Source organism: Corynebacterium ciconiae DSM 44920 (assembly GCF_030440575.1).
Lineage (GTDB): Bacteria > Actinomycetota > Actinomycetes > Mycobacteriales > Mycobacteriaceae > Corynebacterium > Corynebacterium ciconiae.
The window spans coordinates 2,393,867-2,406,778 of record NZ_CP047189.1 but is presented as its reverse complement, the minus strand read 5'-3'; the positions used below and the strand labels follow the sequence as shown (position 1 = coordinate 2,406,778).

The window sequence follows — 12,912 nt, the reverse complement described above, 5'->3', positions numbered from 1 at the left end:
CAGGGGCGCCTAACCTAGGTTATTTTAGGGTTAACTGAGAACTTGCTGGGTGTCTCTCTCATGCGCGGCAGTGCTCCCCGCTCCACCATGTGGGGTGAAAACGCGGTAAAAGAGGCACGGTGGAAGGAGTATTTGTGTCCCTCGCGCACACTTCGCCGCTGCTAGAAGGGGTGGCCGGAACGTATCGCTCCACGGATGTTGCCCTGCGCACACCCTCGGCGACGATGAGCTATCGCGAACTCGAAGAGGCTACCCAACAGCGTGCGGAGGAGTTCAGGCGGGCGTATGAACCTGGCACGCTGCTGCACCTCGCTTTTCGGCCTACCAAAGAAGCCATCGTGTCCTATCTCGCGGCACTAGCTGCGAAGATGCCGCTGCTAGTGACCGCAGACACCGCGAGGGCAGGCGCAGCTAGCCCAACGAGTGACCCCGATGGCCCCTATGCGGATATTTTGCGCACTTACCGTCCAGCGGCCAGTATCGATCCGCTCACAGGCCGAGTGCAGCCGCGGAATGAGCAGCCGGGTGAGCCTGTGCATCCCGATATCGCGGTGCTGTTGTCTACCTCCGGCTCCACGGGGTCGAAAAAGCTGGTGAAGCTGAGCCTAGACAATCTGCGGGCAAACGCTCAGGCGATTGTGCGGGGCTTGGGCCTCACTTCCACAGATTGCGCGATCACACTGCTGCCATTGCATTACTCCTTCGGGCTGTCTGTGCTGAATTCCCATCTAGCGTGCGGAGCCAGCATCGCCGTGGAAGAGTGTTCGGTGGCGGATCCGAGCTTCGCTGAGGTGCTGCAGCGCTATGGAGTGAGCAACGTAGGGGTAGTGCCGCACATGTTGCAGGTGCTCCGCACCGCCGACGGTGGTCGCTGCCTGGCTGGGCTGCGGTTGGTGTATCAAGCCGGCGGGAAACTTGATACAGCAGACGTGCAGTGGTGGCACCGCTATTTGGACGAGCACGGCACGGATTTTCGGGTGATGTACGGCCAAACTGAGGCCACCGCCCGCATGAGCATCATGCCTCGCCAGCTCATGGCGTCTCACCCCGATGCGGTCGGTGCTCCCTTGGTTGGACACAGCATGCGCATCAGCGACACCGGTGAACTCGTTTTCAGCGGCCCCTCGGTGATGCTTGGCTACGCTGAACACCCCGACGATCTGAACACTGGGCGCACGATCCATGAGCTGTACACCGGCGATCTCGGAGAGCTCGTGCCGGTGGATGCCTCCGGCGCGGATGTGCTGTTACGCATCACAGGCCGCGCCTCTGACTTTGTGAAGCTAGCGGGCCTGCGCATCTCATGTGAACAGATCCGAGGGTGGTTGGCGCAGCAGGGAATCGCCGCGTGCGTCACCGGTGATGATTCCGCCCTGCGCGTTGCTGTGGACGAGCAGACTTCCCAGAGCTCACCTGATGCCGGCGCGATCACAGAGCAGCTGTGCGCCCGCACCGGTCTGACACCGGCGTTTATCCGGGTGGTAGTTCTGCCCGAGTTTCCGCTGCTCGATAACGGCAAGCTGGATCGTCGCCGCTGCGCCGAGTTAGCAGACGCCGCCGTGTACGCCCAGCCGCACGACCAAGCTCATGCGCAACCGAACGAACAGGCGCGCACTGCCGGGGCGGCACAGCAGCCTGCTCCGGCGGCGACCGAGCAGGTGATAGCTAGTATCGCCCACGCACTGGGAACCGTGCCGAGCGCGGTGCGTCGCGATGTGTCGTTTGTGGATAATGGCGGCAGTTCCTTGAGTTTCGTGCCGGTTGCCATGGCCTTTGCCCGCGCCGGGGTGGACGTGCCCACCGGCTGGCATCACATTCCGCTCGCGGACTTGTTGAACGCCCCCAACGCGTCTAGCCGCTCAACGGTGGCGCCCCCAGAGCTCAGTGAGGCAGAAGGCGGAGCCACGAAACGCGGCGCCCTCACGCCATCTCGCGCACCGCGAAACGCTGAAAAGTCCCAGCCCCGTGTGATGTGGCTGGATTCTTCCTTGGTGTTGCGCGCGATCTGCGCGATGACGATCGTGATGACACACGCCACCCCCTACACCTTCATGATGGGAGGGGCCCACTCTCTGCTGGTGATCGCCGGAGTGGCGCTGGGTACATTCGGGTTGACGGTGGCGAGTTCGGCTACACGGCTTCGGGCCACGGCGCGCTCGTTGGTGGCGGTGGTGGTGCCCACAGTGCTGGTGGTGCTGGTAGGCATGGCCGTCACCGGCAGATACGGTGTGAGTAACCTGCTGTTTATCCATTGGTGGCGCCCGAGCGAAGGGGCCAGCGGCTCGCTCTGGTTTATTGAATCCTACGTGTTGGGCATGCTGGTGATCATGGGGCTGCTAGCCATTCCTGCGCTGTATAGCCGCTATCGCCACGCCCCGTTCCTGAGTGCCTGCGTACTCACCGGTGTGCTGTTGGTGTGGCGTTTCGCTGTGGGGGCCTGGGACATTACCCAAACCCGCTTCGAGCCGCCGGGGGTGGTGTGGTTCATCGCCGCCGGAATCATGATCTCCCAGGCCCGCAGCCGCCGGCAGAAACTCATTGCCGCAGCCATTGTGGTGGCTGGATCGATCACCCTATTCGAGTACGCCACCCAATGGGTGTATGTGGTGCTGGTGTGCGCGATTCTGCTCTCTGAGGTGCGGCTGCCGGTGCCCCGGCTTCTCGTGCGCCCGGTCGGGTTGATTGCCTCGGCGTCGCTGTATATCTACCTGATCCAATTCGATATTCTCGATCAGCCAGTGACCGAGTTCATCACGGTACCGCTGTCTCTTATCGCTGGAATCGCGCTGTGGAAGGCGTCGACAAGCATGGTGGCGTGGCTCGCGCAGCGGCGCATGGTGTAAAGCCAGGACGCCGCTTATCGACGCCACCTCGCGCCGCTATGCGGTTGTAGGTGACATGCGTACGGTCTGGTGGGCTAAGCGCGCAGAATCCTGCTCATCATGAGTGACCAAGATGGTGGTCACGCTGGTGTGTTCGATGATGGAGGCGACTTCCTCACGAACATGCCCACGAAGGTCAGCATCGAGGTTGGAAAAAGGTTCATCGAGTAGCAACACTCGTGGTGCTGGGGCTAGGGCGCGGGCGAGTGCCACACGCTGCTGCTGGCCGCCAGAGAGCTCGTGGGGATAGCGCTTCTCGTACCCCTCGAGCCCCACCGTGGCGAGCATGCGGCGCACCCGCTCCGCTGCGTCGGAGCGGCCATGTCCTCGCAGGCCGAAGGCAATATTTCCCCGCACGGTCAGGTGCGGGAAGAGGGCATAATCCTGAAACACCAAGCCGATGGCGCGGTGTTCTGGGGGAGTGAATACCCCAGGGCCAGCCAGCAGGGTGTCATCTTGATAGATCTCTCCCTCGCTGGGGCGCTCGAGTCCTGCGATTAGCCGCAGCACCGTGGTCTTTGCACAGCCGCTCGGACCTACCAGCGCCGTGCACTGCCCAGCGGGGGCCTGCAGAGAGAAGTGATCGAGTTGCGGGGTGGCGGCCCCAGGGTAGCTGAAGCTCACCTCGCGAAGAGAGATCGTGGGTGGCGGGCAGGAATTAGTCATGGCTTGAACCTTCAGACAGAGCAGGGGCGGCAGGGCGGTGCCCCTCGCGGGCAGCAGCGCCTTCTCGTTGCCGCCATAACAACACCAGCAGCGGAATAGCGGCGATGAGAATAATCAGCAGTGACGCCAAGGAGCTCTCCGGAATTTTCTCATCATTAGCGTATTCAAACACGCGGGTGGCGAGAGTGGAGAAATTGAATGGCCGCAGAATCAACACGATCGCAAGCTCCTTGACCATGTCAATAAACGCCAAGAGGAAAGCGCCCACCACCGCGGTGGACATCATGGGCATGTCGACGCGGAAAAATGCCCGCGTCGGGCCAGCGCCCAACATCCGAGCCGATTCATGGAAGCGCATTCCAATGCGCTCGCAGCCGGACTCCACCGATTGCATGCTCACTGCCAGGTAGCGAATCACATAGGCCACCACCACGATCGCCGGCGAAAGCAGCAGCTGCAGTGGCGAGTGGGCATCCACCCACAAAGCCACAGACAAAATAGCCAAGGCAATCACGGTAGACGGCACCGAGTAGCCCATCACCGTAATACGGGCCAACAGCCTCGACAGGCGCGAAGGCCACAGCCGCTGGTGATTAGCCACAATGACGGCAAAAGTCGTGGTGAGCGCAGCGCCAAGACCTGCCACCCATACAGTGGTGACCGCGGCATCGAGCAGCCCATCCGTGCGGATATTGGGCAGAGAGAGGATCGCCCAATAGGTCATTTGCGCCACCGGAATGAGCAGGGCGAACGCCAAGGTTCCCCAGCTGAGCAGCATCGCGACCCAGAGGATCGGCCCGCGTAGTCGACGACGGGTGATCGGCGTAACCCTGCCCGAGGCATACGCGGCCGAGCGCGAACCGCGCATCGCCTTCTCGCCCACGCTGATGAGTGTAACCACCAGCAGCAAGATGGCGGCCAATTTCAACGCTGCATGTACATCCTGGAACCCCAGCCAGCTTTTAAAGATGGCGGTGGTGAAAACATTGAGGCCAAAATACTGCGAGAGTCCGTAATCAGAGAGCACCTCGAAGGCCACCAAAGTGGCGCCGGCAATCACGGCATTGCGAGTAAGAGGAAGAATAACGCGGAGATATGTGCGTGTTGGGCCCGCCCCTAACACGCGGCTAGCCTCAATCAGCGCCCCTGCCTGGCGGTCCAAAAATGCCCGAACCACCAGATACACATAGGGATAGAGGAAAAGGGAAAACACCGCGATCGCGCCGGGCACATTCTGAATATCCATGAGCTTCGGTGGGAGATCGATGCCCAGTGTCTCCCGGGCAAAGACCTGAATGGTGCCGGTGTAGCTCGTCATCGACACGTAGGTGTAGCCGCCAATATAGGGCGGGATCGCCAACGGCACGACGAGCGCGATGCTGAGAAACTTCCTTCCCGGAAACTCGGTGGCGGTAATAAACCACGCGAGTACAGAAGCCAGGGAACACGTGATGAGCAAAACTCCGCTCACCACAATCGCGGTTTCCTTGATATAGCCCAGCAAGAGGGTGTCTTGGATGTGCCGCCAGGTGTCCGTCACGGGGGCAAAAAGGCCCGACAGAATGCCGAGAAGCGGCAGCAGCATGAGCGCTACTACCGCGAGACTCAGCACGAGCCAGGGTGCCCGCCCACGAGCGGGCACGAATCGGTTCGCCGTCACAAATTCGGCTTTCTATCTACGGGAGTGGATAGCAGGAATACTACTTCCAGCCGACCTCATCGAAGATTCGGGTGGCTACCGGGCGCTCGTCACCGAAGGTGGCGAAGTCCAGTTTCTGGGTGGTGAACTCGCCCCAAGACTTCTGGACCTCAGGCAGCTGCGCCTGTGGGTTCATCGGGAACTCACCGTTTTCTTCCGCGATCAGCTCCTGGATCTCCGGGCTGGCCAGATACTCGAGGAAGGACTTGGCGTTGTCGGCGTGCTTCGCGCCCTCCAAAACCGAGGCGTAGCTGATATTCAGGTGGGTGTTCTCTGGGAAGGAAAGACCAACCTTTTCGGTCACCTTCTGCTCCTCAGGATCGGAGGAGTGCTTCATCTGCGCCCAGTAGTAAGAGTTCATGATGGCAATATCGCCCTCGCCGGCAGCCACGGCCTTCGCCTGGTCGCGGTCATTGCCCTTGGGGTCGCGGGCGAAATTATCCACTACGCCCTGGGCCCACTCCTTGGCCTCGTCCTCGCCGTTGAGCGCAACGAAGGAGGAGAGCAGAGCTTGGTTATAGGAGGAACTGGAGGAGCGAGAGAGCACCTTGCCTTTGAACTTCGGATCCGTGAGCGAATCGTAGGTGGTGAGGTCTTCCGGATTGACGGTGTCCTTGTTATAGGCAATGACGCGAGCACGGGAAGCCACGCCCATCCAGTTATCGCCTCGGAAGTGCTCTGGGATGGCCTGCTCGATCTCGGGGGTCATGGAGTCGCCGAGAATTCCTTCCTCGTTGAGAGAGAAAAGGGATTCGGCACCGACGGTGAGGAACACATCAGCGGGCGGGTCGGACTTCTCGCGCTTGACGCGCTCAATCAGCTCATCGGCTTTACCTTCCACCACGTTAATTTCAATGCCCGTGTCCTTGGTGAAGCGGTCATAGATCATCTTGTCTACGTCGTAGTGGCGGGAAGAGTACACGTTCACCACGTTGGGGGAGTCAGTGTTGAACTCCTCGGGGGTGTCGCCCCCGCTGGAGCAGCTGGCGAGGGACAGGCCCGCTGCGGCGGCGACGATAGTGGCGGCTACACGGCGCATGATCGAATCCTTCCGGTTGTGCGCTGGCAGGCGTTAGTCGCGCGAGAACATCGGGGCGCGCGGGCACGCAGGAGCGCAGGGTAGAAAAATGTGGACACACTTAAAAGCCCACATGGTCATCTCAGACACTAGCAAAGGCTAGCCAAAGGATTCGAAGGGAAGACTATTCTCAATAGCGGTGCGTGTCAGTGGGTGGCCGAGCAAGCGGTACGCGCGGAATATGGGGGTGTGATTGCGCAGGTGATCGGCTCGATCGCCGTGGAATTACTGATCGTGCGGGATAGCTTAAAGCTGGCACGGGCGCGGAATGAGGCCACCCAGATGTGGGGTGGCGGCCCTACAGGGGCGGGTGTGGGATGCAGGAACAGGGTGAGGCTACCGGCCGAGGCTGCTGAGCTTCTTCGATGGGCCGACTGGCACGCTTTTTCCAGTGGCTTGGGCTTGCCGGCCCGCTAGGTGATGTGGGGGGGGCATGCCGCCTGCACTGCCACGCCGGCCCGCCGCTTGGGGTGGGCGGCGGTAGTTTCTACGGTGTGGAAGCGAAGAAGTAGTGAATGGGGAGAAAGAAAGCCGTATCGCCACCGCAGCCAACTTGCTCCCCTTATGCTGAATGCATGCTGAGTTTCTCTTCCGTGTGCAAAACTTCTGTCAGTGCAGGTGTAGGTCTGGTGGTTCTTACGGGTTGTGCCTCTCTTCCTTTTATCTCTCAAGGCTCGGATGAGTCTTCTTCAGAGTCCGCAGCAGCTGTTGCTACCGTGACGGAGACCGCTACCGAGACGGTCACTCGTAGCAGTGCCTCTACCACGACCACCGCCCAGAGCTCGGCTGATCAGTGGGAGTCGGGCGACTCGGTGGACGAGATTGCTGGAGGTATATGTGACCCTGAACGAATCAGAACTGACATTGATTGGGGTTCTTTATTCACGGTGAATTTCTGCGATGGCAGTTTTGCGCGCGTAGGAACTCCTAATACCGGCAGTGTGCAATATGTCCGGTGGAACGGGGATTCCTGGGAGGTGATTGAATCGGACGGCAGAACGAATACCGGCTTCCCTTGTTATGATCGCGCCCACCTCGTGGAATTGGGGTGCCGCCAGGCTATTTCGAGAGTATGCTGCTCTGCGATGAGCCCACCCAGTGAAGGGCTGATAGGCCGGTCGCGGGATGAGGGGCTGGAGTCCACAACAAAGACGGGAGCCCTCAACATAGAAAAGTAGCGCGACACTGTCTGAAACACTGCCGCGCTACCTTGCGAGAGCCGATGACGGGAATCGAACCCGCGTATTCAGCTTGGGAAGCTGATGTTCTGCCATTGAACTACATCGGCACAGCCACGTACGTCGTTGAGGCTGGGGATGCGCAACTGTAGACCTGCTGCGCATCTGTATGGCCTCTGGGGCGTAGGTTGCACGCTCAGAGTGTAGCACCCTTGTTCTCAGTTCCACTAACCGCCACGGGCGGGAGGGGGCTCGTGCTTTTTCTGACTTCTGTGTCGCTCACCCGCTACACTTGCGAACGTGCTTCTTTCTGACCATGACATTCGCGACGCCATCGACTCTCAGGCCTTGGTGATTACCCCCTATGACGAGTCGCTCGTTCAGCCCTCGTCTATTGACGTGCGGATGGATCGATTCTTTCGTGTCTTCAATAACTCGAAGTACACCCACATTGATCCCAAGCTGCAGCAAGACGAGCTGACCAGCCTGGTGGAAGTAGAGGAAGACGAGCCCTTCGTGCTGCACCCTGGCGAGTTTGTGCTGGGCGCCACGCTGGAGCGCTTCCGTCTTCCCGGCGATCTCGCGGGACGCCTCGAGGGTAAATCCTCCTTAGGCCGGCTCGGTTTGCTCACGCACTCCACTGCCGGCTTCATCGATCCCGGTTTCGATGGGCACATCACTTTGGAGCTATCCAATGTGGCCAACTTGCCGATCATGCTGTGGCCGGGAATGAAAGTCGGTCAACTAGCGCTATTTAAGATGACCTCGCCCGCCGATGTGCCCTATGGTTCGAGCGCGCTCGGCTCCAAGTATCAGGGACAACGCGGACCAACGCCCTCGAAGGCGTATTTAAACTTCCGCTAGGCCTCGCCTGCACTGCGCTGGGTCTAGCAAGAGGATTCTATGATCACGTTCGAGAATGTAACTAAAACGTACCCAGCCCGCGAGGGGGATCGCTCCGCCCCCGCGGTCAAGAACTTCTCGCTATCGATTCCAAGCGGCAAAACGACCGTCTTTGTCGGCTCATCCGGCTCGGGTAAAACGACCCTGCTGCGCATGATCAACCGCATGGTCACGCCCACCAGCGGGCAGGTGCTTATCGACGGCAACTCGGTGGCAGATCAGGACCCTGTCGTGCTTCGTCGATCTATTGGCTATGTCATGCAGGCCTCCGGTCTGCTCCCGCACCGAACGATTGCTGAAAATGTCGCGACGGTGCCTCGCCTCGAGGGGGCGTCGAAAAGCGAGGGGCGTGAACTCGCCGAACCGCTTCTAACCTTGCTCGGACTTGATACAGGGCTGCTGGATCGCTACCCCAGCGAACTCTCGGGCGGTCAGGCGCAGCGCGTAGGGGTGGCCCGTGCGCTGGCCCACGACCCGACAATCCTGCTGATGGATGAGCCCTTCGGGGCTGTGGATCCGCTGGTGCGGCGGGAATTGCAGGACCAGTTGCTTAATCTACAGCAGCGTCTACACAAAACAATTGTGCTGGTCACCCACGACATGCAAGAGGCCCTTGCGCTGGGCGATCAAGTGGTAGTGTTGCGCACCTCCGCGGAAATCGCGCAAGTAGGAACCCCAGCCGACATTGTCCGCGAGCCCGCCGATGAGTTTGTGCGCAGATTCCTCGGCATGCACACCAATACGGTGCACATCGAGCAGCGTGATGGGCAGCAGATCGTCGTGGATCATCTCGGCCGAGTGCAGGGAATCGTGGGATAGATGAACATCTCGTGGATAGCGGAGAACATAGGTTATATCGCTGACCTCGCATTTCAACATGCCCTATTAGCGGTGCCGGCTATCGTGGCGAGCTTCGTTCTGGCGCTGCCCTTCGGATTCTGGCAGCGATCCTTCCCTGCGGCGCGTGAGGTTCTCATAGGGGCTGTGGGGCTGCTCTACGCGGTGCCAAGTCTGGCCCTATTTATTGTGATGCCCTTGCTATTGGGCACCTCAGTGCTCTCGCCAGTGAACGTAGTGGTGGCCATGATCCTCTACGGCCTCGCCTTACAAATCCGCAGCACTACCGATGCCTTCGCATCGGTGCCCCGGGCGCCTATTGAAGCGGCGGAAGCTATGGGTTATAGCCGGTGGCAGCGCTTGCTGCAGGTGGAATTTCCTCTCGCATTACCAGTGCTTGTGGCGGGTCTGCGAGTGGTGTCTGCCTCCACCATTTCTCTGATATCGGTGGGCGCTCTCATTGGTGTGCAATCTCTCGGTACCTTGTTTACTCACGGTTTCCAGCGGGCGTTTCCCACTGAGATTCTTACAGGAGTGCTCGCAACGGTGGTGCTTGCTGTGATCTTCGATCTCATCATCGTGCTCATTGGACGCGTGAGTACACCGTGGGTACGCGCTGCTCAGCAGGGAGGTGTGGGCTAATGGGGCCAGTGGTAGAAGCCTTTCAGCAGATCACCAGCGCTAGTCAGTGGTCTGGATCCACCGGTTTTGGGGTGCGGATACTTGAGCACTTACAGCTCACCCTTCTCACCATGGCTGGTGCGCTACTCATAGGGTTACCCGTGGGAATCTGGCTGGGAGTGCGCGCCCACCGAACCGGCAAGAGCGGCACGAGTATCGTGTCTGCCTTGGGCGCATTGCGCGCTTTGCCCACTTTGGGTTTGGTTACGTGGCTGACCCTCATTATCCCTTTCGGAATATCGATGCCCACTGTGCCGGCGGTGATCGTGCTGGTTATCCTCGCAGTGCCGCCGGTGGTGGCGGGGGCCTACTCGGGGATCGCCGCGATCGAGCACAGCGTGGTGGACGCGGCAGTGGCCATGGGACATTCGCCATGGCAGGCGCTTCGTGCTGTGCATGTTCCTTTGGCGCTGCCCACGATTATTGGCGGGATACGCTCCGCAACTGTGCAGGTGCTCGCCACCGCGACCGTGGCAGCCTATATCGGTTTGGGTGGCTTAGGGCGACCGCTTATCGACGGCCTCGCCTTGCGGGATTATCCTCAGATGCTTGCTGGAGCGTTTCTGGTGATTGCTCTGGCCTGGTTCGTAGACATGCTCTTGGCCGTGGCTCAACGCGCAACGCGGCCCCGCATGTAGATCGATGGAGCATTGATGCTGCCCATCGCAGATGAGTGGGATCGATCTCTACGAACCACACAGCCGCGCAGAGTGAACTGAATCGATCCGCGCTCGCTACGCATAGCCAATGGCCGAATTGGCGAGCTGTTTTTGATGGATGAAACTGTCTGTGCCGGTTGATGCAGATTCTTGGGTTTTATTACGCTGGGGTGCAGGCAATAGAGAGTGTATGCCTAAAAAGCGCGAAAAAAAGAATTCTACTTTTTGCGACAGCGGCAGCGATATTCGTTACATCGGCCATGCCTGGTGTGGCGGAGGCGGCTCCTATTTGGAATGGGCCGTATGGTAGTAGTGCGTCGTGTTTATTCGCATCAGCGCAGGACAATCCGCTTATGTTTGCCAATATCAAAAAGTCTTGTGGGTGTCATGCGGATGGAAAGTGGTGGTTCCAGAGTCGCTGGTGGTAAAACCGATCTTTAAGAAGTTAGGGATTTTATTACGATCGGACTAGTTAGTGAAGTCGTGGATTGGGGCCTTAAGTTACGTTGCTGGAGGTTCATTCGCCTATGCTCTAAACAGTAAATTTACCTTTTCTGGACATAAGTCCTTAGCGGAGATAAGAAAAGCGGCCATCTCGTACTTTTTATGCTTCTCGGTAGCTGTCTTGGTTGACCTGATCAGTAGGGGCGTGTGCACCGGCTCCTACTTTCTGCTGGTGTCTTGGGTGGTGTCGCAAGGGGCGGCAACAGTTATTAATTTCCTCTTGCAAAACGTTTGGGTCTTTCCTTCTGAGGCCAGTTCTTGATGTCTTGTAGCCGTCCTGAGTGTCCCAAGGATTGCCAGATGTAGGGGGCTGAGCTATCAGAGAGTAGCGCGATGCCGTATAGCTGCTCGAGCCGAGGGCTTGATTGTTCCTACCAGTGCGTGCGACGCCACTATATCGAAGTGCACTAGGAAGCGTAGCCTCTCGACGCTTCCACGGAGTCCTGCCCTGCAGAGCGAGTTCTTCCTACCCTGTAGGACCTAAGCGTGAGGTTCTTGGGGGTCTAGGATGGTGCAATCAATTACGCCATCCCAAGATTCGCCAATGGGGTGTCTTCGCTCGTTGTGGTCTTGGCAGAATCTACTGAACCTCGTTATGTCACACTAAGCATGTGGAGCATCTCCTGAAGGCTAGAACATTGCCTCACGAGAACCGGCAGGCACCCTGTGCCCTAGGCTCCAATCTGGTAGCGGGCCTGGCGCACCTTCATGGGCCTATCTTCGCCCTTCGGTCCGGTGTTCTCAGTAGTCTGGAGGGAGATGTGCCTGACGGAGCAAGATTATTTTAGAAGGTGTTGCACAAATGAAAATGAATAGCAGTGTCGCGAGCATGACTGCCGTGGTGGGGGCTAGTGCCCTAGTGCTGGCTGGCTGTGGTGCTGGCGGCGACCCCTTCGATGGCGAAGAGTCGAGTGCAGACAAGAACACGGAGCGGGACCGAGGAACCATCGTTATCGGAACGGCCAACTTCCCAGAGTCCGAGCTTATTGGGCAGTTGTGGGCGGAAGCTCTGCGTACCCAAGGTATCGATGTAGAGGTGAAGTCCGGCATCGGATCTCGCGAAGTCTATATCCAAGCCATCGAGGAGGGATCTATCGACCTCGTGCCGGAGTATTCCGGCAACCTAGCCATGTACTTCGGGGGTGATGAGGATACGGTGACTGTGGGCATGTCCAGCGAGGATGTGCTCTCCGCACTGAAGAAGGTAACTCCGAAGAACCTTGCTCTGGGTGAGGCCGCGGAAGCTGAGTCGAAAGATTCCTATCGCGTGACACCCGAGGTGGCGGAGAAGTATGACCTGAAGACCTTGGAAGATTTGGATGCGGTACCCGAGATTACGGTTGCAGGTAATCCCGAGCTGGCCGAGCGCCCCTATGGGCCGCACGGACTCACCGATATCTACGGTGTCAAAGAATCGTCCATGGATTTCATGCCAATATCTGATGGCGGTGGGCCGCTCACAGTGAAGGCTCTCACTGATGGGACTGCCACGATCGCGGACATCTACACCACCTCTCCCGTGTTAAATAGCGATGGCGACGAGATCGATGTGGTGACGCTCGAGGATCCCAAGGGCATGATCTTGCCTCAAAATGTTGTTCCGTTGATGGCCAAGGGTCGGCTGGGACGGGAAGCAAAAGAAACGATTGCTTGGGTGAATAGAACACTCACAACGGAAAAACTCATGGAGCTCAACAAGCGCAATGTGGGACCCGATAAGGAAGACCCAGTAAAGATCGCACGCGAATACAACGAGGATGTGTTCTAGCAGGCTATGCCGATATAGCGTGGGTGCTCGTGCCCCTGTCCCGAAAGTAACGGGGCG

10 protein-coding genes and 1 tRNA gene are annotated in these 12,912 nt (G+C 59.0%); 7 read left to right on the top strand and 4 right to left on the bottom strand.

Annotated features, from left to right (window positions below):
- The first annotated feature begins 134 nt into the window (after positions 1-134).
- Positions 135-2,843: an AMP-binding protein gene (locus tag CCICO_RS10555; RefSeq protein WP_018019533.1), complete on the top strand. Its 2,709-nt coding sequence runs from the start codon at positions 135-137 to the stop codon at positions 2,841-2,843.
- A 36-nt stretch (positions 2,844-2,879) separates the two neighbouring features.
- Here the strand turns inward: CCICO_RS10555 and CCICO_RS10550 are convergent, their stop codons facing one another.
- From CCICO_RS10550 to CCICO_RS10535, 4 genes are all read right to left on the bottom strand, one after another.
- Positions 2,880-3,548, bottom strand: coding sequence for an ABC transporter ATP-binding protein (locus CCICO_RS10550; protein ID WP_018019532.1), 669 nt, complete (start codon positions 3,546-3,548; stop codon positions 2,880-2,882).
- Positions 3,541-5,208 (bottom strand): ABC transporter permease, encoded by a 1,668-nt coding sequence (locus CCICO_RS10545; RefSeq protein ID WP_018019531.1) that lies wholly within the window; start codon positions 5,206-5,208, stop codon positions 3,541-3,543. The genes CCICO_RS10550 and CCICO_RS10545 overlap by 8 nt, the downstream gene beginning before the upstream one ends.
- A gap of 40 nt (positions 5,209-5,248) precedes the next feature.
- Positions 5,249-6,286: an extracellular solute-binding protein gene (locus CCICO_RS10540; protein ID WP_018019530.1), complete on the bottom strand. Its 1,038-nt coding sequence runs from the start codon at positions 6,284-6,286 to the stop codon at positions 5,249-5,251.
- Between the two features lie 1,256 nt (positions 6,287-7,542).
- Positions 7,543-7,613, bottom strand: a tRNA-Gly gene (locus CCICO_RS10535).
- Between the two features lie 190 nt (positions 7,614-7,803).
- Here CCICO_RS10535 and dcd point away from each other — a divergent pair.
- The 6 genes from dcd to CCICO_RS10510 all read left to right on the top strand — a co-directional run bounded on the left by dcd (position 7,804) and on the right by CCICO_RS10510 (position 12,855).
- Positions 7,804-8,367, top strand: coding sequence for a dCTP deaminase (dcd, locus tag CCICO_RS10530; RefSeq protein ID WP_018019528.1), 564 nt, complete (start codon positions 7,804-7,806; stop codon positions 8,365-8,367).
- A gap of 39 nt (positions 8,368-8,406) precedes the next feature.
- A complete protein-coding gene (locus tag CCICO_RS10525) occupies positions 8,407-9,225 on the top strand; it encodes an ATP-binding cassette domain-containing protein (RefSeq protein ID WP_018019527.1) in 819 nt (272 codons plus the stop codon).
- A complete protein-coding gene (locus CCICO_RS10520) occupies positions 9,226-9,885 on the top strand; it encodes an ABC transporter permease (RefSeq protein ID WP_018019526.1) in 660 nt (219 codons plus the stop codon).
- Positions 9,885-10,562 (top strand): ABC transporter permease, encoded by a 678-nt coding sequence (locus tag CCICO_RS10515; RefSeq protein ID WP_018019525.1) that lies wholly within the window; start codon positions 9,885-9,887, stop codon positions 10,560-10,562. The genes CCICO_RS10520 and CCICO_RS10515 overlap by 1 nt, the downstream gene beginning before the upstream one ends.
- Positions 10,563-11,058: 496 nt before the next feature.
- Complete coding sequence (locus tag CCICO_RS11400; protein WP_083878289.1) at positions 11,059-11,349, top strand: GtrA family protein; 291 nt, start codon at positions 11,059-11,061, stop codon at positions 11,347-11,349.
- 567 nt (positions 11,350-11,916) lie between these two features.
- Positions 11,917-12,855, top strand: a complete 939-nt coding sequence (locus tag CCICO_RS10510; protein WP_018019524.1) for an ABC transporter substrate-binding protein — start codon at positions 11,917-11,919, stop codon at positions 12,853-12,855.
- Positions 12,856-12,912: the final 57 nt, after the last annotated feature.

Bases quoted from the DNA above. Each gene is read 5' to 3' on its own strand.
- CCICO_RS10550 (WP_018019532.1), bottom strand. From the start codon at position 3,548: ATGACTAATTCCTGCCCGCCACCCACGATCTCTCTTCGCGAGGTGAGC.
- CCICO_RS10525 (WP_018019527.1), top strand. From the start codon at position 8,407: ATGATCACGTTCGAGAATGTAACTAAAACGTACCCAGCCCGCGAGGGG.
- CCICO_RS10515 (WP_018019525.1), top strand. From the start codon at position 9,885: ATGGGGCCAGTGGTAGAAGCCTTTCAGCAGATCACCAGCGCTAGTCAG.
- CCICO_RS10510 (WP_018019524.1), top strand. From the start codon at position 11,917: ATGACTGCCGTGGTGGGGGCTAGTGCCCTAGTGCTGGCTGGCTGTGGT.
- CCICO_RS10520 (WP_018019526.1), top strand. From the start codon at position 9,226: ATGAACATCTCGTGGATAGCGGAGAACATAGGTTATATCGCTGACCTC.
- CCICO_RS10540 (WP_018019530.1), bottom strand. From the start codon at position 6,286: ATGCGCCGTGTAGCCGCCACTATCGTCGCCGCCGCAGCGGGCCTGTCC.